The sequence below is a fragment of the Kitasatospora sp. NPDC001683 genome, assembly GCF_053596495.1.
On sequence record NZ_JBSFGK010000035.1, the window covers coordinates 1 to 25,864 of the forward strand.

The window sequence follows — 25,864 nt, forward strand, 5'->3', positions numbered from 1 at the left end:
CCGGGCTCCCCGCGGGGAGCCCGGCCTCTCGCCGTCAGGGCCGGTCGTTACGCGTCGACCAGCTGCTCGCTGGGCAGCTCGACGTGGGCGCCGAGGTCCCGCAGCTTCTCCATGAAGTTCTCGTAGCCGCGGTTGATCAGGTCGATGCCGTGCACGGTCGAGGTGCCCTCGGCCGCCAGCGCCGCGATCAGGTACGAGAAGCCGCCGCGCAGGTCCGGGATGACCAGCTCGGCGCCGATCAGCTTGGACGGGCCGGAGACGACCGCGGAGTGCAGGAAGTTGCGCGCACCGAAGCGGCACGGGGTGGCGCCCAGGCACTCGCGGTAGAGCTGGATGTGCGCGCCCATCTGGTTCAGCGCGCCGGTGAAGCCCAGCCGGGACTCGTACACCGTCTCGTGCACGATGGACAGGCCGGTGGCCTGGGTCAGCGCGACCACCAGCGGCTGCTGCCAGTCGGTCTGGAAGCCCGGGTGCACGTCGGTCTCCAGGGCGATGGCCTTGAGCTCGCCGCCCGGGTGCCAGAAGCGGATGCCCTCGTCGTCCACCTCGAAGGCGCCGCCGACCTTCCGGAAGGTGTTGAGGAAGGTCATCATCTCCAGCTGGCGGGCGCCGCGGACGTAGATGTCGCCCTTGGTGGCGAGCGCCGCGCAGGCCCAGGAGGCGGCCTCCAGGCGGTCCGGCAGGGCGCGGTGGGTGTAGCCGTTCAGCTCGTCCACGCCGGTGATCAGGATGGTGCGGTCGGTGCCCAGGGTGATGATCGCGCCCATCTTCTGCAGCACGCAGATCAGGTCGACGATCTCCGGCTCGATGGCCGCGTTGCGCAGCTCGGTGACGCCCTCGGCGAGCACGGCGGTGAGCAGCACCTGCTCGGTCGCGCCGACCGAGGGGTAGGGCAGCTCGATCTTGGTGCCGCGCAGCCGCTGCGGGGCGACCAGGTAGGTGCCCTGCGGGTGCTTCTCGATGGAGGCGCCGAACTGGCGCAGCACCTCGAAGTGGAAGTCGACCGGGCGGCCGCCGATGTCGCAGCCGCCCAGGCCCGGGATGAAGGCGTGGCCGAGGCGGTGCAGCAGCGGGCCGCAGAACAGGATCGGGATCCGCGAGGAGCCGGCGTGGGCGTCGATGTCGGCGACGTTGGCGCTCTCGACGTGCGAGGGGTCGAGGATCAGCTCGCCGTCCTCGTCGCCGGTGCGCACGGTCACGCCGTGCAGCTGCAGCAGGCCGCGGACCACCTTGACGTCGCGGATGTCCGGGACGTTGCGCAGTCTGCTGGGGCCCTGGCCGAGGAGGGCGGCGACCATGGCCTTGGGGACCAGGTTCTTCGCACCGCGGACGCGGATCTCGCCTTCGAGCGGGTTTCCGCCGTGGACCAGCAGGACGTCGTCGGTCATCGTTCTCGCAATCCGGGGTGCCAGAGGAGTGGGAACGGCTCCGTTGCGGAGCCGGTGGTGGACCGGTGGTACGGGCGTACGGGCGCGTTCGGGCCCCCGGAGAATCCGAGTCGGCACCGTAGAGGGGCGTCCACCAACCGTAGATGGTAGTGGGCGTCCCGATGGTTCCCGTGTGCCTCTCCCGTGATGGTGCTCTCTCCGGTCCCGCCCCCGCCCGCCGGTTCGGCCGTACGGGTGTTCGTCCGGCGTGGCGGGGTTTCGAGTGTTGCGGTGTCCGACCGGTGCCGTTCTGCGGGATCATGTGTGGCATGACGGCGGCCCATTCGCACGGAGGCCGGTCGCACACCGGCCGTCTGCTCGTCGCGACGCCCGTGCTCACCGACCCGAACTTCGCCCGGGCGGTGGTACTGCTCCTCGACCACGACGCCGAGGGGGCGCTCGGCGTGGTGCTCAACCGGCCGACGCCGGTCGAGGTGGGCAGTGTGCTGGACGGCTGGGCCAGACTCGTCGGCCAGCCCGCGGTGGTGTTCCAGGGCGGCCCGGTGGCGCTGGACTCGGCGCTCGGCCTGGCGGTCGCCCCGGGCGAGCCGGGCGGCGGCGAGCCGCTCGGCTGGCGGCGGGTGCACGGCGCGATCGGCCTGGTGGACCTGGAGGCGCCGCCCGAGGTGCTGGCCGGGGAGCTGGGCAGCCTGCGGATCTTCGCCGGGTACGCCGGCTGGTCGCCGGGCCAGCTGGAGGCGGAGCTGGAGAGCGGCGCCTGGTACCTGGTGGACTGCGAGCCCGGGGACGTCTCCAGCCCCGAGCCGGAGCGGCTGTGGCGCTCGGTGCTGCGCCGCCAGCGCGGCCCGCTGGCCCTGCTGGCGACCTACCCGGACGACCCGACGATGAACTGAGCGCCCGCCCCGGGACCCGGGCCGCGGCGCGACACTGGCCCGGTTTCCGCGGGCGCCCATAGACTTGGCACCTATGAGCACTCTTGAGCCCGAGCGCGGCCTCGGCACCGGCACCCTGGTCGAGCCCGTCCCGCAGGTGTCCCACGGGGACGGCGACCACGAGCGCTTCGCGCACTACGTCCAGAAGGACAAGATCATGGAGAGCGCGCTCTCCGGGTCCCCGGTCGTGGCGCTGTGCGGCAAGGTGTGGGTACCCGGGCGCGACCCGAAGAAGTATCCGGTCTGCCCGATGTGCAAGGAGATCTACGACGGCATCGGCAAGCCGCAGGGCGGCGACGGCGACAAGCAGTAACCGTCCGCTGGGCGCCGTTTCGCATGGCACCGCGTTTCCGACGTGGTCTATGCCAATCGTTCCGGGCCTGGGCAATATGGCGGAATGGACCTCATCCCCGCACCTTCGACTGCCGTCCGGCGCCCGGACGAGGACTTCCCGCTCGACGCCACCACCGCGCTGACCGCGCCGCCCGGCCTGGCCGACGCCGAGCGCTGGCTGCGCGGCACGCTGTCCGCGGCCACCGGGCTGCCGCTCGCTCCGGGCCGCCCGGGTGCGGGCATCGAACTGGTCCTGGACGACACCCTGGCCGCCGAGGCGTACCGGATCTCGGTGCGCCCCGGTCACGCCCTGCTCGCCGCGGGCGGGCCGGCCGGCGCGCTGTGGGCCGCGCAGACCCTGCGGCAGCTGCTCGGGCCGGACGCGTACCGCCGCTCCGCGCTGCGCCGGGACGGCTGGGTGCTGCCCGGCGCGGACATCGCGGACGCACCCCGGTTCGGCTGGCGCGGCGCGCTGCTGGACGTCGCCCGGCACTTCCTGCCCAAGTCCGACGTGCTGCGCTTCGTCGACCTGCTGGCCGCGCACAAGCTCAACGTGCTGCACCTGCACCTGACCGATGACCAGGGCTGGCGGATCGAGATCAAGCGCTACCCGCGGCTGACCGGGCGCGGCGCCTGGCGGGAACGCTCGATGGTCGGCTACCGGGCCGGGCAGCACCGGGACGGCCGCCCGCACGGCGGCCACTACACCCAGGACGACCTGCGCGAGATCGTCGCGTACGCGGCCGCGCGCGGGATCACCGTCGTCCCGGAGATCGACCTGCCCGGCCACACCCAGGCCGCCGTCGCCGCCTACCCCGAGCTGGGCAACACCGATGTGGTGGACACCGCCGCGCTCGGCGTCTGGACGGACTGGGGGGTGAGCCACCACGTGCTGAACGCCTCCGAGGAGACCCTGCGCTTCTTCGAGGGGGTGCTGGAGGAGGTCCTGGAGCTGTTCCCGTCCGAGTTCGTCCACCTCGGCGGCGACGAGTGCCCCAAGGAACAGTGGAAGGACAGCGCTGCCGCCCAGGCCCGGATCCGCGAGCTGGGCCTGGCCGACGAGGACGAGCTGCAGGGCCACCTCATCCGGCACTTCGACCGCTGGCTGGCCGAGCGCGGCCGCCGGCTGATCGGCTGGGACGAGATCCTGGAGGGGGGCGTGCCGCCACGCGCGGCGGTGTCCTCCTGGCGCGGCTTCGGCGGGGGGATCGCGGCGGCGAGGGCCGGGCACGACGTGGTGATGTGCCCGGAGCAGCACGTCTACCTCGACCACCGGCAGGCGGACGGGCCGGACGAGCCGATCCCGGTCGGCTTCGTGCGCACGCTGGAGGACGTCTACCGCTTCGAGCCGGTCCCGGCGCAGCTGGACGAGGCCGCTGCCCGGCACGTCATCGGCACCCAGGCCAACCTGTGGAGCGAGTTCGCGGACAGCGCCCGGGACGTCGACTACCGGGCCTTCCCCCGGCTGGTCGCCTTCGCCGAGGTCGCCTGGCCCCAGCTGCCCGCCGAGCCGGCCGAGCGCGACTACCCGGGCTTCGAGCGGCGGCTGCGCGGCCACCTGGCGGTGCTGGACGCGCTGGGCGTCGAGTACCGCCCGCTGGACGGCCCGCATCCCTGGCAGCGTCGGCCCGGGGTGGCGGGGCGGCCGATCGAGGGGCCGCCGCCGGTGCGCTGAGCCGGTGCTCCGGTGCGCTGGTGTGTCCATCGGGAACTTGTGGACGGTCATCCGACGTCAAGAAAAGATGAACATCTTCCCCGGTCCGGTCAGGGTCGGGGAAGATACCGCCCGGTATCCGTCCCAATCGGGCAGTCCCGTTCACCGGTCCCGAAATGATCATCGAGCATTGTGTGCCAGAGTTGCCCAACCCGGCCCGATCGCCCGTACCCTACGGCCAGGCCGGGCAGCTGACGCGGACGGTGCGGCCGCGGCCGCGGGCGGCAGGCGATCGATGAGCAAGTGGAGCACGGTGGGACCCAGGTGAACCGGACGATCATGCTGCCGGCCTCGCTCGACGAGGCCGTCGACGCGCTGGCCGCCGCCCCGGCCGCGGTACCGGTGGCCGGAGCCACCGACCTCATGGAGGCCGTCAACGCCGGACGGCTGCGCCCCGCCGCCCTGGTCGGCCTCGGCCGGATCACCGAACTGCGCGGCTGGCGCTACGAGGACGGCGGCACCGCCGTGCTCGGCGCCGGACTCACCCACGCCCGGATGGACCGCCCCGACTTCGCCGCGCTCATCCCCGCCCTCGCCGACGCCGCCCGCACCGCCGGCCCGCCGCAGGTCCGCAACGTCGGCACCCTCGGCGGCAACATCGTCACCGCCGCCCCGGCCGGCGACACCCTTCCGGTGCTCGCCGCGCTGGAGGCCACCGTCACCCTCGCCCGGGCCGGCGCCAGCCGCGAGGTGCCGGTCAGTCACCTGCTCACCGGACTCGACCCGGTGCGCCCCGGCGAACTGCTCACCTGGGTGCGGGTCCCGCTGCTGCACGCGCCGCAGGTCTTCCTCAAGGCCACCGGCCGCAGCGGCCCGGCCCGCGCCACCGCCTCCGTCGCGCTCGTCCTCGACCCGGCCCGGCGGGCCGTGCGCTGCGCCGTCGGCGCCGTCGCCCCGGTGCCGCTGCGCCCGCTGGAGGCCGAGGCCTGGGTGGCCGGCTGCATCGACTGGGACGGCAGCCGGGAGATCGACCCGGCCGCGGGCGCCGCCTTCGGCGAGTACGTGGCCGCCGCCTGCGTCCCCGACAACTACGGCGCCGAGGGCGCCTGGGAGGCCGTGACCGAGGGGCCGACCGCGGCCGCCGTTCGGCTGCGGCGTACCGTATCGGTGCTGGCCCGACGGGCACTGGGAAGGGCGCTGAAGTGACCACAGACCCCATCGAGACCCTCGACGCCGATCCGCTCGGCCTCGCTCCGCAGGTCAGCCGGGAGCTGCGCCCGTGCGCCTCCTACACGCTGCGGGTCAACGGTTTCGAACGGCCCGTCACCGACGCCTGGATCGGCGAGAGCCTGCTCTACGTGCTGCGCGAGAGGCTCGGCCTGGCCGGCGCGAAGGACGGCTGCGAGCAGGGCGAGTGCGGAGCCTGCTCGGTGCAGGTGGACGGCCAGCTCGTGGCCGGCTGCCTGGTGCCCGCCGCGCTGGCCGCCGACAGCGAGATCAACACCGTCGAGGGGCTGTCGGCCGGCGGCGGCGCCAGTGACGTCCAGCAGGCGCTGGCCGCCTCCGGCGCCGTGCAGTGCGGCTACTGCACCCCCGGCATGGCGATGGCCGTGCACGACCTGCTCCAGCGCAACCACCGGCCCACCGAGGTCGAGGCCCGGCAGGCGCTGTGCGGCAACCTGTGCCGCTGCACCGGCTACCGCGGCGTGCTGGCCGCCGTCCAGACCGTCGCGGACGCCCGCGCGCTGGAGGCCGAGGAGGCGGAGCGGGCCGCCGCGGCCGCCGCCGAGGAGGCCGCCACCGAACCGCCCGCCGAGGCCGGGGCCCCGGCCGCTCCGGCCGCCGTGGCCTCGCCGGGCTCCCCGGCCGCTCCCGCCGAGCAGCCCGCCGCCGTCGAGCCGGAGCCGGCCGTCGAGCCGCCGGTCTACGCCGACGCCGAGGCCTGGATCGAGCTCGTCCCGCAGCCGCCCGCCGAGCCCGTCGCCGCACCCGCCCAGGTGCCGGCGCCGGCCGAGCAGCCCTACGGCGACGGCGGCTACGACACCGGCGTGTACGACACCTCCGCGCTGACCGCGATGCAGCCCGGAATCCCCGCCCAGGCCGCCGACGACCAGGTGTACTACCCGCCGCAGGGCTACCCCGAGCAGCCGTACCAGGCCACCCCGGCGCACGGCACCTACGTGCCGGCCGGCTACCCGGACGGCCACCAGCAGCAGCACGGCTACGACACCGGCTACGACGCCCCGGTCTACGAGCCCACCCCCGCGCACGGCACCCCATTGCCCGGTGCCGTCCACGACGGCACGCCCCCGCACGGCACCCCGTACGCGGACCCGCACGGGGCCCCGACCACCGGCGTCCCCTACGGCGCCACCCCCGCCCACGGAATCCGGCTCCCCGAGGACGACCACGCATCATGACGTCGCCTACCGACATCGGCGCAGCACTCCAGCAGGACGGCGGCGAGGGCGGCGCCGCACCGGAGCCCTTCGGCCTGGGCAGCTCCCCACTGCGCAGCGACGCGCTGCCCAAGGCACTCGGCATCTACCCGTACGCCGCCGACCTGTGGGCCGAGGGGCTGCTGTGGGGCGCGGTGCTGCGCTCGCCGCACCCGCACGCCCGGATCCGCGGCATCGACACCTCGGCCGCGCTCGCCCTGCCCGGGGTGCACGCCGTGGTCACCGCCGCGGACCTGCCGCCCGGCCCGGACGGCCTGCCCGACGGCGCCCCGGCCGGCCCGATCGTCGCCGACCGGCCGGTGCTGGCCGCCGGCGTGGTGCGCCACCACGGCGAGCCGATCGCCGCGGTCGCCGCCGACCACCCGGACACCGCCCGGCTGGCGGTCGGCCTGATCGCGGTCGACTACGAGCCGCTGGAGGCGGTCACCGACCCCGAGCAGTCCTTCACCGCCCCCGCGCTGCACCCGGACGGCAACCTGTTCCGCCACCTGCCGCTGCGCACCGGGGACCCGGAAGCGGCCGGCGAGATCGTGGTCGAGGGCCTCTACCAGGTCGGCCGGCAGGACCCGGCCCCGCTCGGCGCCGAGGCCGGCCTGGCCGTGCCGCGCCCGGACGGCGGCGTGGAACTGCACCTGTCCTCCACCGACCCGCACGGCGACCGCGACCGCACCGCCGCCTGCCTGGGCCTGGAGCCGGACCGGGTCCGACTGGTGGTCACCGGCGTGCCCGGCGCCACCACCGACCGCGAGGACCTCTCCTTCCAGGTCACCCTGGCGCTGCTGGCGCTGCGCACCGGCCGCCCGGTGAAGATGACCCTCACCCGCGAGGAGTCCTTCCACACCCACGCCTCGCGCCACCCCGCGCTCCTGCGCTACCGCCACCACGCCGACGCCGAGGGCAAGTTGGTGAAGGTGGAGGCGCAGATCCTGCTGGACGGCGGCGCCTACGCGGACGTCTCGGCCGAGGCGCTGGCCGCCGCGACGGCCTTCTCGGTCGGCCCGTACGTCTGCCCGAACGTGTTCGTGGACGCCTGGGCGGTGCGCACCAACAACCCGCCGGCCGGGCGGATGCGCGGCGAGGGCGCGTTGCAGGCCTGCTTCGCGTACGAGTCGCAGCTGGACCAGCTGGCCGCCCGGGTGGGCGTGGACCCGGTGGAGATCCGCCGCCGCAACGCGATGTCCACCGGCGACCCGCTGCCCACCGGACAGGCCGTCACCTGCCCGGCGCCGGTGAAGGCGCTGTTGGACGCGGTGGCCGCCGAGCCGCTGCCGGCCCTGCCGGTGGACGACCCGGACGCCGAGTGGCTGCTGCCCGGCGGGCCCGGTGGCGCCGGGGACCCGGCGGCGGTGCGGCGCGGGATCGGCTACGCCGTCGGCATGGTGCACATGCTGGGCGCCGAGGGCGAGGACGAGGTGTCCACCGCCACCGTGCGGGTCAGCGGCGACCACGCCACGGTGATCTGCGCGGCCGTCGACGCCGGCCAGGGCTTCGCCACGCTGGCCCGGCAGATCGTGCAGACCGTGCTGGGCGTCAGCGAGGTCTACATCGCGCCGGCCGACAGCGACCAGTCGATCGCCGGGCCCTCCGGGCGCGGTCGGCACACCTGGGTCTCCGGCGGGGCGGTCGAGCGGGCCGCGCTGATGGTCCGCCACCAGCTGCTGCAGCCGATCGCGGCCAACTTCGGGATGTCGGTGGAGCTGCTGCAGATCGCCGACGGCAAGATCACCTCCTACGACGGGGTGCTCGGCATGCCGGTCGCCGAGGCGCTCGAGGGCAAGGAGCTCTGGGCCACCGCGCAGTGCCGCCCGCACCCGACCGAGCCGCTGGACGAGTCCGGGCACGGCGACGCCTTCGTCTCCATCTCGTTTTGCGCGATGCGCGCGGTGGTGGACGTGGACATCGAGCTGGGAGCCGTCCGGGTGGTCGAGATGACCGTCGCCCAGGACGTCGGCCGGGCGCTGAACCCGCGCCAGATCGAGGACCGGATCGAGGCGGGCGTGGCCCAGGGCGTGGGCCTGGCGCTGATGGAGGACCTGCAGACCTCGGGCGGGCTGCTGGGCAACCCCTCGCTCACCGGCTACCGGCTGCCCACCTCGCTGGACACCCCGGAGGTGCGGATCGCCGCGCTGCTGGAGGAGCGGGACGTGGTCGCCACCTTCGGCGCCAAGGCGGTCAGCGCCGTGCCCGCGGTGGTCGCCCCCTCGGCCGTCGCGGCCGCCGTCCGGGCCGCCACCGGGCTGCCGGTCGGCCGGCTGCCGATCCGGGCGGAGGACGCCGTCACGGCCTGAGCGGAGGGGCCCGGTCCGGCATTTATCCGGAACGTGGAATGCGGAATTGCCGGTCGACTTCTCCGGGTCGACCGGCAATTCCCTTTTCCGAGGCCGTGGCGGGAATTGAACCCGCGTACACCGCTTTGCAGACGGTTCCCTGAGCCACTCGGGCACACGGCCAGTGAATTCAGGATGGCCGATCGCCCGAATGCGGTCAACGAACTTTTGTAAATTCTGTATGGCAATGTGTGCTGCCGTCGGAAGCGGTGGCCGTTTTCCCGCCACCCCGGACGAGCGCGTCGTACCCGGTGACGACAAGACGAGGCAGTTCAGCGGCAATCCGGCCGCCCTCTTCTTCGGCGTCGCGCTGCTGTTCAGCATGGGCGGACTGGCGTACGCGATGCGCACCATCCCGATCGGCACCGGCCCGGATCGGCTGCCTGCTGCTGATCGTCTCCGGCGCGGTGGGGTTCAAGGTGCTGCACCGATCGCCCGGGCCACCGGTCCTAGGGCCGCCGACCGATCCGATCACCGACCCGGGTCAGGGGTCATCGGCGCGGACGGAACTTACGATGTCACGTATGACCACTGCCTCCCCCACCTCGGTCGACCCCGCCCCGACACCCTCCGGAACCGACCCGGGTGGCGGGGTCCTCGGCGGCCGCTTCCGCGCGCTGACGCTGGGGATCGTGTCGGTGGTCCTGGTGATCGCCTTCGAGGCGACCGCCGTCAACACCGCGATGCCGACCGCGGCCCGCCAGCTGGACGGCCTCGGGCTGTACGCCTTCGCCTTCTCCGGCTACTTCACCACCACCCTGTTCGCCCTGGTCGTCTCCGGTCAGTGGTGCGACCGGCGCGGTCCGCTGCGGCCGCTGTTCACCGGCATCGCGGTGTTCGGCGCCGGTCTGGTGGTGGCCGGGACGGCGCCCGGCATGTGGGTGTTCGTGGCCGGGCGGGCGATCCAGGGCCTGGGCGGCGGGCTGGTGATCGTCGCGCTGTACGTGGTGGTCGGCCGGGCCTACCCTGAGCGGCTGCGCCCGTCGGTGTTCGCCGCGTTCTCCTCGGCCTGGGTGCTGCCCTCGATCGTCGGACCGCTGGTCTCCGGGGCCGTCACCCAGCACCTCGGCTGGCGCTGGGTGTTCCTGTCCGTGCCGGTGCTGATCCTGCTGCCGCTGGCGGTGATGGGCCCGGCGCTGGCCCGCTCCGAGAGGGAGCACCCGGTGCCCCGCGGCGCGGACTTCGACCGCCGCCGCACCCTGCTGGCCGCGATGGCGGCGGTCGGCGCCGGCCTGCTGCAGTACGCGGGCCAGCGGCGCGACCTGGTCGGGCTGCTCCCCGGGATCGCCGGGGCGGCGCTGCTGGTGCCGGCCGTCCTGGGACTGCTGCCGAAGCGGACCCTGCGGGCCGGGCGCGGGCTGCCGACCGTGATCCTGCTGCGCGGGGTGGCGGCGGGGGCGTTCTTCGCGGCCGAGGCCTTCATCCCGCTGATGATGACCACCCAGCGCGACTTCTCGCCGACGCTGGCCGGGCTCACCCTGACCAGCGGCGGGCTCTCCTGGGCGCTGGGTTCGTGGCTGCAGGGGCGGCCGGGGGCCGAGCGCTACCGCGGGGCGATGATCCGGGGCGGCTTCGTGCTGACCGCGGTGGCGATCGCGGGTGCCGCACTGGTGCTGATCCCGGCGGTGCCGGCCTGGACGGCGTCGGTGGCCTGGGGTGTCGGCGGCGTCGGAATGGGTCTGACGGTCGCCAGCGTCAGCGTGCTGATGATGAAGCTCTCCGCGCCGGAGGACGCCGGGGCCAACTCGGCCGCGCTGCAGATGAGCGACGCGCTGGGCAACGTGCTGCTGACCGGTCTGGCGGGGGTGCTGTTCGCGGCGCTGGGCGGCGGCTCGCCGGCCGCCGCCCACGAGGGTGCCGGGGCCGCCGGCTCGCCCGGCGCCTTCGCGGTGATCCTGCTGGTGATGGCGGCGGTGGCGGCGCTGGGGGCGCTGCTCGCCGGCCGGGTCCGCACCAGGGCCTGACGGTCAGCCAGCGGTGGCGGTGGGGGAGGGGAGCGGCGGCGCCGCCGGGATGCCGAGGAAGTTCTCCCAGCCGCCGGCCGGGGACTGGCCCGGGCCGAGGCTCCGCAGCTTGCGCAGCACCGCCGGGTCCTGGGCGTCCAGCCAGTCCACCAGCTGGCGGAAGGACACCAGCCGGACCTCCGGCTTGCCCGCGATCGACTTGAGCGCGTCCTCGACGGCGTTCATGTAGATGCCGCCGTTCCACTCCTCGAAGTGGTTGCCGATGATGTACGGCGCCCGGTTGCTGTTGTAGGTGCGGTCGAAGCCCATCAGGTAGGAGTCCCGGGCCTGGGCCTGGAAGCCGGGGTGGAGCGCCGGGTCGGCCTTGGTGTTGGGACCGCACTGGTTGAACATGATGTTGTAGTCCATCGACAGCACCTGGAAGGTGTGCCCGGGGAAGGGGATGGACTGCAGCGGGAGGTCCCACAGCGCGCCGCCCTGGATCTTCTGCGGCCACACCTGGGTGCCGTTGCCGCTGCTGTCGTAGCGCCAGCCGCGCTTGACCGCAGTGGGCAGCAGGTTGCGCTGGCCCTCCAGGCAGGGGGTGCGGCTGCCGATCAGCTCCTTGCGGTAGTCGAACGGCAGCGCCGGCAGGTCGGTGAAGCCGGTGTTGGTGCGCCAGTTCGTCACGAAGTCCATCGCCTGCTGGATCTCGCTGTCCCACTCCTCCGGGGACCACTGGCCGACGCCGGTGGAGCCGCAGAAGTGGCCGTTGAAGTGGGTGCCGATCTCGTGGCCCTCCAGCCAGGCGGCGTGCACGTTCTCCAGGGTGGCGCGGATGTGCTGGTCGCTCAGGTAGCCGATCTCGGAGGCGCCGACCTTGTGCTGCGGCGGGCGGTACAGGTCCTTCTTGGACTCCGGCAGCAGGTAGAGGCCGCTGAGGAAGAAGGTCATCGAGGCGTTGTGCTCCTGGGCGAGCCGGCGGAAGCGGGTGAACAGGCCGTTGTCGAGCTCGCCGGCGCCGTCCCAGGAGAAGACCACGAACTGCGGGGGCCGCTGGCCGGGCTGGAGCCGCTCGACGACGGGCTGGTGGGGCTGCGGGCCGGTGTCGGAGGTGGAGCCGTCGCCGATCAGCACGACCTGCGGCTTCTGCGGGGCCGGGGCCGGGGTGGCGCTCTGCTCGTGGGGCGCCGGGGGGACGGGGACGGCGCCGAGGGCCGCGTACTCCCCGCCGCCGGCGGCCCGGTCGCTGCCGCAGCCCGCCGCCAGGGTGGCGGCGGTGGCCGCTCCGGCGGCCAGCAGGGTGCGGCGGGAGAGCGCGTCCATGGTCACTCCGTTCATGAGGCGTTCGGCAGGCGGGCGGCGTGCGAGCGAGGTGCGGGGGCGCGGGCGTCGTGGGGGCGGCTCGCGTGCGGCGTGCGGAAGTCCGGTGGGACCGGAGGGGGAAGGAGCCCGTGACCGGGTCAGCATGGCACGCGGTCCGGAACGGTCGGAGAGGCGCAGCGAACGGTCGTGATCGATCGCCCGATTGACGCAACCGAACCGGCGGGCCGGAACGTCGATGCTGTTCGACGGGTGGTAGCACCGCGCCCGTCCGCGGAACAACGTGGTCACGCTGAGTGTCCGAATGTCGACTCGGCGCGGGATCGGGGGCGTCGACCCTGCCGATCGGCGGGTGCGGATACGACCGTGGTGGGGACGTGCCTTAGGGTCCGATCCGATTGAATGAGTTCCCAGGAAACTCCCAGGAATGGAATCCGGGCCGGCAGAGCGGAGCACCCGTGGGCGACCAGCAGAGCAGGAGCCCCTGGCCGGGCACCCTGGCGGCCGGCGCCGCACTGGTGCTCGGCGCCTGGCTGCTGCACGACGGCGGCTCGCCCGTGCTGCCGCCCGCGCCGGGCGCCGGGCAGGCGCTGTTCGGCTTCGCCCCGGTCTCCGTCGTCCCGCCGCTCGGCCCGTCAACCCCGACCAGGATCCGCATCCCGGCCGTCCGGCTGGACGCCCCGGTCACCGAGCTGGGCCTGGACTCCGACGGCCACCTGCAGACCCCGCCCGCGACCGACCGCAACCTCGCGGGCTGGTACCGCGGCGGCGCCAGCCCCGGCCAGCGCGGCACCGCCATCCTGGTGGGACACGTCGACAACCGGGCCGGGCCGGCCGTCTTCTACCACCTGGGGGCGCTCCGCCGGGGGGACCGGATCGAGATCGCCCGGGCCGACGGCGCCACCGCCGTCTACCAGCTGTACGCCATCGAAGTGCACGACCGAAAGGACTTCCCGGACGACCGGGTCTACCGCCAGGCCGCCGACGCTCAGCTGCGGGTGATCACCTGCGGCGGCGCGTACAGCGAGGAACACGGCTACGAGGGCAACGTCGTCGCCTACGGATTCCTGGCCGACACCACATCGCCGGGCAAAGCCGCATGACCACGCTCACCCTGGCCACCCGCTGGAACCCGATCGACTGGCCGCTCACCCACGGACCGATCCCGCACGCCGTGTCCGTCGCCGGCTGGGCCGCGCTGCTCGCGCTGTCGCTGGGCCGCGAACGCCGCTGGTGGCGGTTCCGCCTGCCCGCCGCACTGATCACCGCGGCGGCGCTCAGCCTGCTGCTGGACGTCGTCGTCGACGGCTGGTGGCACCCCTTCCCGGAGGGCACGCCCCGGTACGTCACCTGGTGGGTGGCCGTCGCCCTGCTCGGCTTCTGCCTGGCGGGCTACCGGATGCGCCGGCTGTCCTGGCCGCGCCGCGGCCTCGCCCTCGGCCTCAGCGCGCTGGTCCTGCTGATGGCCGCCTCCGAGGTCAACATCGGCTTCGGTCAGTTCCCCAGCGGGCGGGTGATGCTGGCGCCGTGGCTGACCAAGACGGACGACCTGGTCACCGCGAAGGCCGCGCAGACCCTGTCCGCCCCGCCGGAGCAGGTGCTCGACGAGCTCTGGCGGCCGCCCGCGAACCTGCCCGAGAAGGGCACCGTCTCGGTGGTGCCGATCCCCGGCACCAAGTCCGGCTTCAAGGCGCGCGACGCGTACGTCTACCTCCCGCCCGCCTACCAGGCCACCCCGCGACCGCTGCTGCCGGTCGTCGTCATGCTCTCCGGTCAACCCGGTGCGCCGGGGGACTGGGTTCTCTCCGGGCAGATCAACCAGTCGCTGGACGCGTTCGCCGCCGAGCACGGCGGTCTGGCACCGATCGTGGTGATGGCAGATCAGCTCGGCTCGACCTGGGCCAACACGCTCTGCCTGGACTCGAAGATCGCCAAGGCCCAGACCTACCTCGCGGTGGACGTGCCCAACTGGATCCACAAGAACCTGCAGACCGCCGCCGGCCGGAAGTCCTGGGCGATCGGCGGTGCCTCGATGGGTGGCACCTGTGCGCTGCAACTCGGGGTCAACGCGCCCGACGTGTACGGCACCGTGCTCGACATGTCCGGGCAGGAGGAGCCCACCCTGGGCACCCGGGAGGACACCGTCAAGGCGGCCTTCGGCGGCGACGAGGCCAAGTTCGAGGCGGTCGACCCGCTGCACGTCATGGCGCGCGGCAGGTTCCCGGACACCAACGTCGCCTTCGTCGTCGGCGAGAACGACAGGGAGTTCAGGCCACAGATGGAGAAGGTCTACCAGGCCGCGCAGGCCGCAGGGACGAAGGCGAAGTTCGAACTCATGCCGGGCGCCCACGGCTGGGTCGTCTTCCGCCCCGGCATCGTCCAGCAGATCCCGTGGCTGGCCCAGCAGACAGGGCTCACCCGGTGATCGGGACGGGCACCGCACCGGCCACCGCCAGCCGGCGGGAACGGACGCAGCGGCAGGACGAGGAGATCACGGCACCCCGGGCCGCCACCCAGGAGCAGGGCGCCGGCCTCGCCCCGGTCACCCGCACGCCGGAGCCGGGACCGCAGCGGATCCGCCGGGCGGCCCGGGTGCTCGGCGACCAGCTGTGCTCGGCGCCGCTGACGCTGACGCTGCTGGCCGGGCTCTGGGTGCTCGGCGCGGCCACCGGGAGCCTGTCCGGCGGGCCGTCCGCGCGGCTGCTCGCCCGTACCGGCGTCGGCCTGCCCACGCTCGGCGAGGGCCGGTGGTGGACGCCGGTCAGCTCGTTGCTGTGGTGCCCCGGCATCGGCGCGTACGCGTTCACCAGCCTGCTGCTGCTCCTGGTCGGCCCGGCCGCCGAGCGCCGGCTCGGCCGGCTGCGCACCCTCGCGGTGCTGATCGGCGGGCAGGTCGCCGGCACCCTGCTGGGCACCGGGCTGGTCGAGTTCGGCTCCGCGGCCGGCGAGCAGTGGACCGCCTCGGTGGCCGACCAGACCTCGGTCGGGCCCGGCGTCGGCCTGTTCGCCCTGGCCGGGGTGCTCGGCTACCGGCTCACCGTGCTCTGGCGCCGCCGGCTGCACCTGCTGGTGCTGCTCGTCCCGCTGGTCATGACCCTGTACGTCGGCCACCTGCAGAGCGTCCAGCGCTGCGCCGCCGCACTGGTCGGCCTCGGCGCGGGCGCGCTGCTCAGCCACGCCCGGCCGTACCTGCGCAGCCACCGCTCCTCGCACACCGAGACCCGGGTGCTGGTCGCGCTCTGCCTGGTCGCCGCCGCCTGCGGGCCGCTGATCGCCTCGCTGTACGACAACGCCAGCGGGCCCTTCAACACCTTCTCCGAGCTGTACCTCTCACACCGGCTCAGCCCGGAGGAGGTGGCCGACTTCTGCGCGGTCTCGGCGCACGACTGCGCCCGGGCGCACGCCGTCGAGCGGATCTTCGACACCCCCGGCCGGCTGATGGCCGCGCTGTTCCCGGCGCTGCTGCTGGTGCTCGCCGAGGGACTGCGCCGGGGCCTGCGGTTCGCCTGGCGGATCACCGTCGCCACCGAGCTGCTCTGGGTGGCCCTGCTGGGCTGGCTGTACTTCGAGGCCGGGCCGGTCAGCGGGGACGTGGTGCAGTACTTCGTCGAGGCGATGCTGTTGCCGCTGCTGACCACCGTCCTGCTGCTGGCGACCCGGCAGCGGTTCCGGCTGCGGCTGTCCGGCCGGGCGGTGCGCCGGCTGGCCGTGGTGGTCGGCGGGGCCGCGCTGGCCGCCTCGGCGGCGTACGTCGGCCTCGGCCGGCTGGTGGCCGGGCAGTTCGAGCCCGGCGCGGGCCTGCGCGGGCTGGCGAGCGGGCTGCCGGCCCAGTTCCTGCCGCCCGCCTACAACGACCTGCTGCCGGACTACCCGATCGCGGTCGGCCCGGTGGCGCTGGTCCTGGAGACGTACTGCGGGCTGGCGTTCTGGGTGGTCGCGCTGGTCGCGCTGCTGTCGGCGTTCCGCCGTCCGATGCTGCGCACCGACGCGGCGGCGGCCGCCCGGGCCCGGGCGCTGCTCACCGCGTACGGCGGCGGGACGCTGTCCTTCATCACCACCTGGGACGGCAACCACTACTGGTTCGACGAGCGCGGCCGCGCGGCCGTCGCCTACCGGGTGGTCGGCACCGTGGCGCTGACCACCGGCGACCCGTTCGGCGCGGCGGAGGACTGGGCCCGGGCGGTGGCCGGCTTCGCCCGGTACTGCGACGCGCGGGGCTGGACGCCGTGCTTCTACAGCGTCTCGGCCGAGACCAGGGCGGCGGCCGCGCAGCTGGGCTGGCGCTCGGTGCAGGTCGCCGAGGACACCGTGGTGCCGCTGCCCGAGCTGGCCTTCACCGGCCGCAAGTGGCAGGACATCCGCACCGCCCTGAACAAGGCCGGCAAGCAGGGCGTCACCGCGGAGTGGTGGACGTACCACGAGGCGCCGCTCGCGCTGCGGGAACAGATCCGGGCGATCTCCGAGGAGTGGGTCTCCGAGAAGGGCCTGCCCGAGATGGGGTTCACCCTCGGCGGGCTGGAGGAGCTGGACGACCCGGACGTGCGGGTGCTGGTCGCGTTGGACGGCGAGCGGGTGGTGCACGGGCTGACCAGCTGGATGCCGGTGTACGAGGACGGAGTGCCGGTCGGCTGGACGCTGGACTTCATGCGGCGGCGCTCGGACGGCTTCCGCGGCGTGAACGAGTTCCTGATCGCCTCCGCCGCGCTCGGCTTCAAGGGCGAGGGCGCGCGCTTCCTGTCGCTGTCGGGGGCGCCGCTGGCCCGCGCCAGGCAGGACGAGGAGCCCACCGGGCTGCAGCGGATGCTGGACTGGATGGGCGGGGTGCTGGAGCCGGTGTACGGCTTCCGCTCGCTGCTGGCGTTCAAGGCGAAGTTCCAGCCGGAGTACCGGCCGATGTACATGGCCTACCCCGACCCGGCCGCGCTGCCCGGCATCACCAGGGCGATCGGCAAGGCCTACCTGCCGCACCTCACGCCGGCCCAGGGCGTCCGGCTGATGCGCAAGCTGTCGGGCTGAGAGCCGCCCCGAGCCAAAGGGCGCGCCGGTGCCGAAAGGGAGAAACGAGGGAGCGACGCAGGAGCGACCGAGTGCCGACCGTCGGCATCGGATCGGGAGCGCCCGGAGGCGAGCGGGCGAGTAACAGTTCCGCGGCCGGTGGTCGACGCTCTGTGACGTCCGGAAGCGCGGGGGCGCTCCCGGACGCCGGGCGCCTCGTCAGCCGAGCAGCTGGGCGAGCGCGCGGTCGGCGTCCAGGTGCAGGTGCTCCTCGCCCTCGGGGACGAGCAGGCGGCTGCGCCACAGGAAGCGGCGCAGGTCGGTGGTGTCGAACCGGAGCAGCGCGGTGCCCTCCGGGGCCCGCAGCTCGACCATGGTGCGCCGGCCGACCGTGGGCCGGACGTGGACGTCGCCGAGGCCGGCCGGCAACTCCAGGCCGGAGGAGAGCAGCTGACGGGCGAACACCCAGACGATGTCCTCGGCGCTCCGCTCATCCTCGGCCTCGTCCAGCGAGAACTCGGCGGGGAAGGCCATCGAGACCGCGAAAGGGTCCTCCGGCAGGTAGGACAGCACCGTGCGCAGCCGGACGGAGCGGTGCGGGGAGAGGATCAGTCGGGCCTGGACGGTCTCTTCGACGGCGGCGTACAAGGGTCGGTCCCTTCGTTCGGTGCGGGCCGCGCGACGGCAGTGGGGTTGGCGCGGCCTCACCCCGTGAGAGTCCCGGGGGCACCGGCTCTTACGACGAAGGAATGTGTCATGCGTCACATCGATTTCCGGCCGTCCGGGCCCGGCGCGGGGTCCGGCCTGGAGGTCCGAACAGCCCCGGACCGGTACGCTGGGCGGGTTGTCCGATCGCCGCCCGACCGTGGGACGAGGCCGCAAAACCGCCTCTGACCTGCGATGATCCCCCTCGGAGACCGTGAGTACTGCCGCCGCCTCCTCGATGCCGCTGTTCTCCGACGCACCGGAGCCGCAGGAGCCCGTCCGGGCCGCCGGCCACGCCGCGCCCGCCGCCTCGCACCACCTCTCCCCGGCCTTCCCCGGCCGCGCCCCCTGGGGCACCGCGGGCAAGCTGCGGGCCTGGCAGCAGGGTGCGCTGGACAAGTACATCGAGACCCAGCCGCGCGACTTCCTCGCGGTCGCCACCCCGGGCGCAGGCAAGACCACCTTCGCGCTCACCCTCGCCTCGTACCTGCTGCACAACCACCTGGTGCAGCAGGTGACGGTCGTCGCGCCGACCGAGCACCTGAAGAAGCAGTGGGCCGAGGCCGCCGCGCGGATAGGCATCCGGCTGGACCCGGCGTACTCCTCCGGCCCGCTCTCCCGGGACTACCACGGCATCGTGGTCACCTACGCGGGCGTCGGGGTCAACCCGATGCTGCACCGCAACCGCACCGAGGCCCGCAAGACCCTCGTGATCATGGACGAGATCCACCACGCCGGTGACTCCAAGTCCTGGGGCGAGGCCTGCTTCGAGGCCTTCGAGCCGGCCACCCGCCGGCTCGCGCTGACCGGGACGCCGTTCCGCTCGGACACCAACCCGATCCCGTTCGTCGCCTACGACGCGGGCAGCGACGGCATCCGCAAGTCCGTCGCCGACTACACCTACGGCTACGGGCACGCGCTCGCCGACCACGTCGTCCGCCCGGTGATCTTCCTCAGCTACAGCGGCAACATGCGCTGGCGCACCAAGTCCGGCGACGAGCTGGAGGCCCGGCTGGGCGAGCCGATGACCAAGGACCTGATCGCCCAGGCCTGGCGCACCGCGCTGTCCCCGCAGGGCGAGTGGATCCCGTCCGTCCTCCAGGCCGCCGACCGGCGGCTGACCGAGGTCCGCAAGGCCATCCCGGACGCCGGCGGACTGGTGATCGCCACCGACCAGAACGTGGCCCGCGCCTACGCCAAGATGCTGCGCGAGATCAGCGGCGAGAAGGTCACCCTGGTGCTCTCCGACGAGGCCGAGGCCTCGAAGCGGATCTCCGACTACGCGGCGGGCACCTCGCGCTGGATGGTCGCGGTCCGCATGGTGTCCGAGGGCGTCGACGTGCCCCGGCTGTGCGTCGGGGTGTACGCCACCTCGATCTCCACCCCGCTGTTCTTCGCCCAGGCCGTCGGCCGCTTCGTGCGCGCCCGCAAGCGCGGCGAGACCGCGTCGGTGTTCCTGCCGACCATCCCGATGCTGCTGGGCTTCGCCAACGAGATGGAGCTCCAGCGCGACCACGTGCTGGACCGGCCGAAGAAGGAGGGCGACGGCCTCTTCGACGAGGAGGACCGGCTGCTCGCCGAGGCCGAGCGGGCCAACGACGGGCCGGACGGCGCGGGCGGCGAGGAGTTCTCCTACGAGGCGCTGGGCTCCGAGGCGGTCTTCGACCGGGTGCTGTACAACGCCATGGAGTTCGGCATGCAGGCCCACCCGGGGAGCGAGGAGGAGGAGGACTACCTCGGCATCCCGGGCCTGCTGGAACCCGACCAGGTGCAGATGCTGCTGCAGAAGCGCCAGCACCGGCAGATCCAGCGCAGCAAGACCAAGCCCGCCGAGGAGGCCGACCTGCTGGAGCTGCCGGCCGAGCAGCGGCCGGTGGTCACCCACCAGGAGCTGCGCGAGCTGCGCAAGGAGCTGAACGCGCTGGTGGCCGCCTGGCACCACCGCACCAGCCAGCCGCACGGCACCATCCACAACGAGCTGCGCCGCCAGTGCGGCGGGCCGCTCACCGCCCAGGCCACCGCCAACCAGCTGAAGGCGCGGATCGCCAGGATCCGGGAGTGGGCGAAGTAACGGCCCGGCGGGCGGGTCCGGGCCGGAGCGGTCCGGAACCGTCCGTTCCGGAGTGTCCGAACATCGAACCCGGATCGAACTGACGCTCTGACAGGCGCGGCGAAATGGCGGGGTTCGTCCGGAATTCCCGGCGGCGTCGATGACGATCACGCCCGAATTTTGGACAACCACTTCCGCCGCGTCCTTTCCTTCACTACCTTTCCCCCACGCTCTTCCGCCGGGCAACCCCCCGCGGGACGGGCTCCGCAGGACCGTGCGGTCGTCAAGGGCGACACCGCGCGGCCCGAGCGCGGCCACCCCCACCTGCGCGCGACACCCCCCCCGGGCCCGGCGCCGCACGCCCCGCGAGCGCCGCGGAAAGGACTGCCCGTCGTGACTGCCGAGACCTCCCAGACGCTGGACCGCGGCGTCCGCGTCCTCAAACTCCTCGCCGACTCCGAGCGCGGGCTCACCGTCACCGAGCTGGCCGCCCGGCTGGCCGTCAACCGCACCGTGGTCTACCGGCTGCTCGCCACCCTGGAACAGCACGGCCTGGTCCGCCGCGACATCGGCGGCCGCGCCCGGGTCGGCCTGGGCGTGCTGCGGCTGGCCCACCGGGTGCACCCGCTGCTGCGCGAGGCCGCGCTGCCCGCCCTGCGCAGCCTCGCCGAGGACCTCGGCGCCACCGCCCACCTCACCCTGGTGGACGGCAACGAGGCGCTGGCCGTCGCCGTGGTCGAGCCCAGCTGGACCGACTTCCACGTCGCCTACCGCACCGGACTGCGCCACCCGCTCGGCGAGAGCGCGGCCGGCCGGGCGATCCTGGAGGCCCGCGCCTTCCCCAGCCAGCGCCGGCCCGAACAGGGCTTCGTCATCACCCGTGCGGAGGAGCAGTCCGGGGCCAGCGGGGCGGCGGCCGCGCTGCTCGGGCTGAGCGGCATCGAGGGCAGCGTCGGTGTGGTGATGCTCAACGGGCTGGTGCCCGAGCGGGTCGGCCCGCGGGTGGTGGAGGCGGCCACCGAGGTGGCCGACGCGCTGAGGTAGCGCCTGCGCCGGTGCTGGAAGCGATGAGCGACAAGCGACCGACGGAGGAGGGAGTGCCAGAGCGGAGCGGGCGAATCACAGCGCCGGGTGTGTTTGGATTCCCCTTGTGTCCGACACCAAGCTGACCCAGGCCCTCTCGTCCCCGCGGACCCGCGCGCTCGCGCTCTGCGGCGTGCTGGTCGCCGCGCTGTTCGGCGTGGCGGCGTTCGTCCCGCTGCCGTACACGATCACCTGGCCGGGCCTGACCGCGGACACCCTGGGCACGTACCAGGACAAGCCGGTGCTCACCATCACCGGGGCGCCGCTGCGCAGCACCCAGGGCGAGCTGCGGATGGTCACCATCACCGCGACCACCCCGGAGCAGCGGAACACCCTGTTGCGCTCGCTGCAGGCCTGGTTCGACCCCGAGGAGGCCGTGCAGCCGACCGAGGTGGTGTACCCGCAGAGCAACCCGGCCAAGGCCAACGAGGAGACGGCCCAGCAGATGGCGGAGTCGCAGGACAGCGCCACCACGGCCGCGCTCGGCTACCTCCACCTCTCGCCGGACCAGGTCAAGGTCAAGGTCGACCTCGGCGACGTGGGCGGCCCGAGCGCCGGGCAGATGCTGGCCCTGGGCATCGTCGACAAGCTCGCCGGCGACGGCAAGGGCGGCGACCTCACCGGCGGGCTCAAGATCGCGGGCACCGGCACCATCGACAACGACGGCACCGTCGGCCCGGTCGGCGGCGTCCCGCTGAAGACCCAGGCGGCGGCCCGGGACGGCGCGACGGTGTTCCTGCTCCCCAAGGACGAGTGCACGGACGCCAAGGTGAACACCCCCAAGACGCTGCGGCTGGTGCCGGTGGGCACGCTCGCGGATTCGGTCGCGGCGCTGGAGGCGCTGAAGAGCGGCGGCAGCGTCCCCAGCTGCTGACCCCGCCCCAGGGCTCCACCCGGCGCCGCCGGCCTCTACTCGGCGGCCGCCTGGTCCACCAGCGGCAGGATCCGGTACGGCACCGGGTTCTCCAGCACGATCGCGGTGGAGGAGCGGACGATCCCGTCGAAGCCCACCACCCGGTCGATCACCCGCTGGAGGTCCGCGTTCGACCGGGCCACGATCCGCACCAGCATGTCCCCGATCCCGGTGATGGTGTGCAGTTCCAGCACCTCCGGTACCCGCGCCAGGTGCGCCCGCACGTCCGCCCCCTGGCCCTGGGAGATCTCCAGGGTGGCGAAGGCCGTCACCGGGTAGCCGATCGCCGCCGGATCCACCTCCGGGCCGAACCCGCTGATCACCCCCTTGGCCTGCAGCCGGTCCAACCGGGCCTGCACGGTGCCGCGGGCGACCTGCAGCCGGCGCGAGCACTCCAGCACGCCGATCCGGGGCTCCTCCGCCAGCAGCCGGATCAGTCGGCCGTCCAGGGCGTCGATCGAGTCGTTCCCGCCGCCCGTGGCAGCGCCCTGGGGAGCGGAAGAGTCGGACGAGCCGGGGGAGCTCGGGGAGTGGGCGGGGGGCATCGCGGCTCCGTCCTCCGGTGGGCATTCTGTACAGCGGCGCCGCCGATTCTCCCGCCCCGGGGCACAGCTTGACCAGGATGAAACGGAACAGTCGCGCGTCGGGGCCCGGCGCCACCCTCCAGCCGACCTCCCGTGCCCCGGGCCCCACCCCGGGCGACGGGTGGTCCGTACGCCTACCGCGCCGGTCACCGGACGCCGGATCAGCGGACCGCGGTCTCCACGACCGGCGGGTGGCCGTTCCAGTAGACGAACACCGAGTTGGCCTGGTTCTCCCTGGTGAAGTCCACCCGCATCCACTGGTCGCCGTTCCACACCTGCATCTGCCAGCCCGGGTCCGGAGTGGCGGAGACCAGCGAGGCCCGGTCGGCGCGGATGTCCAGGGCGACCCGGCCGCCGGGGACCGGGTAGCTGCGCACCGTGGAGGTGGCGGTGGGCGTCGGCCGCCTGGCGGGTGGGGTGGCCGCGGTGCCGGTGGTCGCCGGGCCGTCGGCCGGGGCGTGCGCGGCGGTGGTGGCCGCGGTCGGGGCGGCGGGCTGGGCCGGCGTGTCCGCCGTCGGCGCCGGGACGGGCGCGGCGCTCGCACCGTACGACGTGCCGCCGGCCTTCGGGGAGGGCAGCGGCAGCGCGGCGGGCTGTTCGAACGCGGCCCCGGTGAGCACCGCGTGCACGCCGAGCCAGGACAGCGCCACCGCCGCCCCGGTGGCCGCCGCCCAGGCGCACAGCTGTACCAGTCCGTTCCGCATCGTCCGCACATCCTGCCGCATCTCCCGGCCGGCGCGGAGCGGCACCCCCGCTGCCGGGCAAGGCAGTTGCCCGCTGTCCGGACCGGCACCGGACCCACCCCCGAGGTACAGACCACTGCCCGCCGATGGCGTACCGTGCAGGGCCATGGCAACAGTGCTCGTGGTCGAGGACGACCCCTTCGTACGGTCCGCGCTCATCCGCCATCTGACCGACACCGGTCACGCGGTCCGCAGCGTGGGCACGGCCCTGGAGGCGCTGCGGGAGGTCGCCCAGGTCGGCTGCGACGTGGTGATCCTGGACTTGGGCCTGCCCGACCTGGACGGCAGCGAGGCGCTCAAGATGATCCGCGGCCTGACCGACGTCCCGGTGATCGTCTCCACCGCGCGGGACGACGAGGCCGAGATCGTCCGGCTGCTCAACGACGGCGCCGACGACTACCTGGTGAAACCGTTCTCCGGGGAGCACCTGAGCGCCCGGATGGCCGCCGTGCTGCGCCGGCTCGGCAGCGGCGCCGCGCCCGTCGCCCAGGTGCTGCGGGTCGGCGGACTGGCCATCGACCTCCAGCGGCGCGAGGCCGTCCTGGACGGGCGGCTCCTCGATCTGACCCGGCGTGAGTTCGACCTGCTGGCCTTCCTGGCCGCCCGGCCCGGCGTCGTGGTGCCGCGCAAGGAGATCCTCGCCGAGGTCTGGCGGCAGACCTACGGCGGCGACCAGACCATCGACGTCCACCTCTCCTGGCTGCGCCGCAAACTCGGCGAGACCGCCGCCAGCCCCCGCTACCTGCACACCGTCCGGGGCGTCGGGGTCCGGCTGGAGGCCGCCGGGGGCCCCGCGGAGCACCGGACGTGAAGCGGTTCGCGCACTCGCTGCGCTGGGCCATGGTCAAGGCCGCGGTGGCGGGAACCACCATGGTCGCGCTGGCCTTCCTCATCCCGCTCGGCCTGATGGCCCAACAGACCGCCCGGGACAGGGCGTTCACCGCCGCCGAACGGCAGGCGGCGGCGCTCGGGCCGGCGCTGGTGATCACCACCGACCAGGACGCCGTCGACCGGGCACTGGCCAGCACCGACGCGGGGGCGCAGGGGCGGATGGCGGTGCACCTGCCGGTGCCGGCGGGGAGCGGGGTGCCGGGGGACGGCGCGGGCCCCGGCGGCCCGACCATCGGGGAGGGGCGCGCCACCGCGGCGGACGTCGCGACGGCCGGCGGCCAGGGCCGGTCCTTCACCGTCGCCGTACCCGGCGGCTACGCGCTGCTCCAGCCGGTCGCCGTGGACACCGGCCGGACCGCCGTGCTCGAGGTGTTCGTCGCCGAGAGCGACCTCACCCGGGGCGTCTCCACCGCCTGGCTGGTGCTCTCCGCGGTCGCGCTCGGCCTGGTCGCCATCTCGGTGCTGGTCGCCGACCGGATGGGCGGCCGGATCGTCGCCTCCGCCCGCCGGCTCGCCGCCGCCGCCCGCTCGCTCGGCGCCGGGAACCTCGCGGTGCGCGTCCCGGTGGAGGGCAAGCAGGTCGACGGCAGCCCCGAGGAACTGCGCGAAGCCGCCCACGCGTTCAACACCATGGCCGACCGGGTGGTGCAACTCCTCGCCGCCGAACGCGAGTTGGCCGCCGACCTGTCGCACCGGCTGCGCACCCCGCTGACCGTGCTGCGACTCAACGCCGCCTCGCTCGGCGACGGCGACGCCGCCGACGCCACCCGCCACGCGGTGGCCCAGCTCGAGCGCGAGGTCGACCAGATCATTCGCTCCGCCCGCCGCGCCCCCGAGGACGCGCCCGCCCTCGCGGTCGGCTGCGACGCCGCCGAGGTGATCCGCGAACGGGTCGGCTTCTGGTCCGCGCTGGCCGAGGACGAGGGCCGCCGCTGGCGACTGGCCGGCGCCGAGCGCCCCGCGCCGGCACCCGTCCAGCGCGGGGACCTGGCCGCCGCCGTCGACGCGCTGCTCGGCAACGTCTTCCGGCACACCGCCGTCGGCACCGCCTTCTCGGTCGACGTCCTGGCCACCGACTCCTCGGTGATCGTGCTGGTCGGCGACGCCGGGCCCGGCTACCGCGACCCGGCCGTCGCCCTCAAGCGCGGCGAGGGCCACGGCGGGGAGGGCTCCACCGGCCTCGGACTGGACATCGTCCGCAAGCTCGCCGAGTCCACCGGCGGGGACCTCGCGCTCGGCCGCTCCGCCGTGCTCGGCGGTGCCGAGACCCGCCTGCGGCTGCGCACCCGCCAGGAGGAGGCGCCGCCCGCCCGGGCCGGGCGACGGCGGACCCGGGGCGCGCTGTTCCCGAAATGACCGCGGAACGGGCCCCCTCCGGCCGGGCCCTTCCTTAGCCGGGCCCTTCCTCAACTGCGGCCCAAGGGACCCTTCACCGCTCGGTCAACCCGTCGAACCGGCCCCTCATCGCGGTTGGCGTCGATGGCGCGGGTCGGCCGTTTGCCTGTCGCCGCGGCCCCTGGGCGGGTGACTTCGGCTGGGGC

Annotated in this window: 19 protein-coding genes, 1 tRNA gene, 1 pseudogene and 1 riboswitch; of the genes and pseudogenes, 15 read left to right on the top strand and 6 right to left on the bottom strand. The window is 74.1% G+C overall.

The genetic code is table 11. From position 1 onward, the window contains the following. Positions 1–47 precede the first annotated feature (47 nt). Complete coding sequence (murA, locus tag ACWCYO_RS20080) at positions 48–1,388, bottom strand: UDP-N-acetylglucosamine 1-carboxyvinyltransferase (RefSeq protein WP_270146675.1); 1,341 nt, start codon at positions 1,386–1,388, stop codon at positions 48–50. Between the two features lie 299 nt (positions 1,389–1,687). Here murA and ACWCYO_RS20085 point away from each other — a divergent pair, with 299 nt between their 5' ends. The 6 genes and pseudogenes from ACWCYO_RS20085 (at position 1,688) to ACWCYO_RS20110 (ending at position 9,054) form a co-directional block, all read left to right on the top strand. Next, positions 1,688–2,281 carry a YqgE/AlgH family protein gene (locus ACWCYO_RS20085; protein WP_405000700.1) on the top strand — a complete coding sequence of 198 codons (594 nt, stop codon included), beginning with the start codon at positions 1,688–1,690 and terminating at the stop codon, positions 2,279–2,281. A 73-nt stretch (positions 2,282–2,354) separates the two neighbouring features. After that, on the top strand, positions 2,355–2,633 hold the full coding sequence (locus ACWCYO_RS20090; RefSeq protein WP_030283993.1) for a DUF3039 domain-containing protein: 279 nt from the start codon (positions 2,355–2,357) through the stop codon (positions 2,631–2,633). 84 nt (positions 2,634–2,717) lie between these two features. Further along, positions 2,718–4,328 carry a beta-N-acetylhexosaminidase gene (locus ACWCYO_RS20095; RefSeq protein ID WP_449784967.1) on the top strand — a complete coding sequence of 537 codons (1,611 nt, stop codon included), beginning with the start codon at positions 2,718–2,720 and terminating at the stop codon, positions 4,326–4,328. Between the two features lie 318 nt (positions 4,329–4,646). Then, entirely contained in the window at positions 4,647–5,513 is an 867-nt protein-coding gene (locus tag ACWCYO_RS20100; protein ID WP_046385723.1) for an FAD binding domain-containing protein, read from the top strand. Between the two features lie 71 nt (positions 5,514–5,584). Beyond that, positions 5,585–6,163: pseudogene (locus tag ACWCYO_RS20105) on the top strand ((2Fe-2S)-binding protein); the annotation flags it as partial. 560 nt (positions 6,164–6,723) lie between these two features. After that, entirely contained in the window at positions 6,724–9,054 is a 2,331-nt protein-coding gene (locus tag ACWCYO_RS20110) for a xanthine dehydrogenase family protein molybdopterin-binding subunit (RefSeq protein ID WP_270146678.1), read from the top strand. 90 nt (positions 9,055–9,144) lie between these two features. Here the strand turns inward: ACWCYO_RS20110 and ACWCYO_RS20115 are convergent. Continuing rightward, a tRNA-Cys gene (locus tag ACWCYO_RS20115) sits at positions 9,145–9,216 on the bottom strand. Positions 9,217–9,299: 83 nt separating this feature from the next. Further along, a riboswitch (guanidine-III (ykkC-III) riboswitch) is annotated at positions 9,300–9,365 on the top strand. A 252-nt stretch (positions 9,366–9,617) separates the two neighbouring features. Here ACWCYO_RS20115 and ACWCYO_RS20120 point away from each other — a divergent pair. Then, positions 9,618–11,057 (top strand): MFS transporter, encoded by a 1,440-nt coding sequence (locus tag ACWCYO_RS20120; RefSeq protein WP_449784968.1) that lies wholly within the window; start codon positions 9,618–9,620, stop codon positions 11,055–11,057. Positions 11,058–11,060: 3 nt separating this feature from the next. On the opposite strand, the gene ACWCYO_RS20125 is transcribed toward ACWCYO_RS20120, so the two are convergent. Beyond that, entirely contained in the window at positions 11,061–12,362 is a 1,302-nt protein-coding gene (locus ACWCYO_RS20125) for a hypothetical protein (RefSeq protein ID WP_449785004.1), read from the bottom strand. A gap of 455 nt (positions 12,363–12,817) precedes the next feature. Between ACWCYO_RS20125 and ACWCYO_RS20130 the strand changes: the two genes are divergently transcribed. From ACWCYO_RS20130 to ACWCYO_RS20140, 3 genes are read left to right on the top strand one after another with little or no spacing between them, the layout of a single operon-like run. Continuing rightward, positions 12,818–13,462 carry a class F sortase gene (locus tag ACWCYO_RS20130; RefSeq protein ID WP_270146680.1) on the top strand — a complete coding sequence of 215 codons (645 nt, stop codon included), beginning with the start codon at positions 12,818–12,820 and terminating at the stop codon, positions 13,460–13,462. Next, positions 13,459–14,784: an alpha/beta hydrolase-fold protein gene (locus tag ACWCYO_RS20135; protein ID WP_449784969.1), complete on the top strand. Its 1,326-nt coding sequence runs from the start codon at positions 13,459–13,461 to the stop codon at positions 14,782–14,784. Before ACWCYO_RS20130 ends, ACWCYO_RS20135 begins: the two co-directional genes overlap by 4 nt. After that, complete coding sequence (locus ACWCYO_RS20140) at positions 14,781–17,375, top strand: bifunctional lysylphosphatidylglycerol flippase/synthetase MprF (protein WP_449784970.1); 2,595 nt, start codon at positions 14,781–14,783, stop codon at positions 17,373–17,375. Before ACWCYO_RS20135 ends, ACWCYO_RS20140 begins: the two co-directional genes overlap by 4 nt. A gap of 198 nt (positions 17,376–17,573) precedes the next feature. Here the strand turns inward: ACWCYO_RS20140 and ACWCYO_RS20145 are convergent, their stop codons facing one another. Then, positions 17,574–18,002 (bottom strand): SsgA family sporulation/cell division regulator, encoded by a 429-nt coding sequence (locus ACWCYO_RS20145; protein ID WP_270146683.1) that lies wholly within the window; start codon positions 18,000–18,002, stop codon positions 17,574–17,576. A 295-nt stretch (positions 18,003–18,297) separates the two neighbouring features. Between ACWCYO_RS20145 and ACWCYO_RS20150 the strand changes: the two genes are divergently transcribed. The 3 genes from ACWCYO_RS20150 to ACWCYO_RS20160 all read left to right on the top strand — a co-directional run bounded on the left by ACWCYO_RS20150 (position 18,298) and on the right by ACWCYO_RS20160 (position 22,066). Continuing rightward, on the top strand, positions 18,298–20,130 hold the full coding sequence (locus tag ACWCYO_RS20150; RefSeq protein ID WP_270151223.1) for a DEAD/DEAH box helicase: 1,833 nt from the start codon (positions 18,298–18,300) through the stop codon (positions 20,128–20,130). A 372-nt stretch (positions 20,131–20,502) separates the two neighbouring features. Further along, entirely contained in the window at positions 20,503–21,153 is a 651-nt protein-coding gene (locus ACWCYO_RS20155) for an IclR family transcriptional regulator (RefSeq protein ID WP_270146684.1), read from the top strand. Positions 21,154–21,259: 106 nt separating this feature from the next. After that, positions 21,260–22,066: a S16 family serine protease gene (locus ACWCYO_RS20160; RefSeq protein ID WP_449784971.1), complete on the top strand. Its 807-nt coding sequence runs from the start codon at positions 21,260–21,262 to the stop codon at positions 22,064–22,066. Between the two features lie 35 nt (positions 22,067–22,101). Here ACWCYO_RS20160 and ACWCYO_RS20165 read toward each other — a convergent pair whose 3' ends face one another. Both ACWCYO_RS20165 and ACWCYO_RS20170 read right to left on the bottom strand, forming a co-directional pair. Continuing rightward, positions 22,102–22,650, bottom strand: a complete 549-nt coding sequence (locus tag ACWCYO_RS20165; protein WP_449784972.1) for an Lrp/AsnC family transcriptional regulator — start codon at positions 22,648–22,650, stop codon at positions 22,102–22,104. A 200-nt stretch (positions 22,651–22,850) separates the two neighbouring features. Beyond that, positions 22,851–23,393, bottom strand: a complete 543-nt coding sequence (locus tag ACWCYO_RS20170) for a hypothetical protein (RefSeq protein ID WP_449784973.1) — start codon at positions 23,391–23,393, stop codon at positions 22,851–22,853. Between the two features lie 145 nt (positions 23,394–23,538). Here ACWCYO_RS20170 and ACWCYO_RS20175 point away from each other — a divergent pair, with 145 nt between their 5' ends. Then, a complete protein-coding gene (locus ACWCYO_RS20175) occupies positions 23,539–24,243 on the top strand; it encodes a response regulator transcription factor (RefSeq protein WP_449784974.1) in 705 nt (234 codons plus the stop codon). A 17-nt stretch (positions 24,244–24,260) separates the two neighbouring features. Beyond that, complete coding sequence (locus tag ACWCYO_RS20180; protein WP_449785005.1) at positions 24,261–25,679, top strand: sensor histidine kinase; 1,419 nt, start codon at positions 24,261–24,263, stop codon at positions 25,677–25,679. The last annotated feature ends 185 nt before the right edge of the window (positions 25,680–25,864 follow it).

Excerpts from the sequence above, each read along its gene's own strand:
- murA (WP_270146675.1), bottom strand. The coding sequence starts at position 1,388 with ATGACCGACGACGTCCTGCTGGTCCACGGCGGAAACCCGCTCGAAGGC.
- ACWCYO_RS20085 (WP_405000700.1), top strand. The coding sequence starts at position 1,688 with ATGTGTGGCATGACGGCGGCCCATTCGCACGGAGGCCGGTCGCACACC.
- ACWCYO_RS20090 (WP_030283993.1), top strand. The coding sequence starts at position 2,355 with ATGAGCACTCTTGAGCCCGAGCGCGGCCTCGGCACCGGCACCCTGGTC.
- ACWCYO_RS20095 (WP_449784967.1), top strand. The coding sequence starts at position 2,718 with ATGGACCTCATCCCCGCACCTTCGACTGCCGTCCGGCGCCCGGACGAG.
- ACWCYO_RS20100 (WP_046385723.1), top strand. The coding sequence starts at position 4,647 with ATGCTGCCGGCCTCGCTCGACGAGGCCGTCGACGCGCTGGCCGCCGCC.
- ACWCYO_RS20110 (WP_270146678.1), top strand. The coding sequence starts at position 6,724 with ATGACGTCGCCTACCGACATCGGCGCAGCACTCCAGCAGGACGGCGGC.
- ACWCYO_RS20120 (WP_449784968.1), top strand. The coding sequence starts at position 9,618 with ATGACCACTGCCTCCCCCACCTCGGTCGACCCCGCCCCGACACCCTCC.
- ACWCYO_RS20125 (WP_449785004.1), bottom strand. The coding sequence starts at position 12,362 with ATGGACGCGCTCTCCCGCCGCACCCTGCTGGCCGCCGGAGCGGCCACC.
- ACWCYO_RS20135 (WP_449784969.1), top strand. The coding sequence starts at position 13,459 with ATGACCACGCTCACCCTGGCCACCCGCTGGAACCCGATCGACTGGCCG.
- ACWCYO_RS20150 (WP_270151223.1), top strand. The coding sequence starts at position 18,298 with ATGCCGCTGTTCTCCGACGCACCGGAGCCGCAGGAGCCCGTCCGGGCC.
- ACWCYO_RS20165 (WP_449784972.1), bottom strand. The coding sequence starts at position 22,650 with ATGCCCCCCGCCCACTCCCCGAGCTCCCCCGGCTCGTCCGACTCTTCC.
- ACWCYO_RS20170 (WP_449784973.1), bottom strand. The coding sequence starts at position 23,393 with ATGCGGAACGGACTGGTACAGCTGTGCGCCTGGGCGGCGGCCACCGGG.
- ACWCYO_RS20175 (WP_449784974.1), top strand. The coding sequence starts at position 23,539 with ATGGCAACAGTGCTCGTGGTCGAGGACGACCCCTTCGTACGGTCCGCG.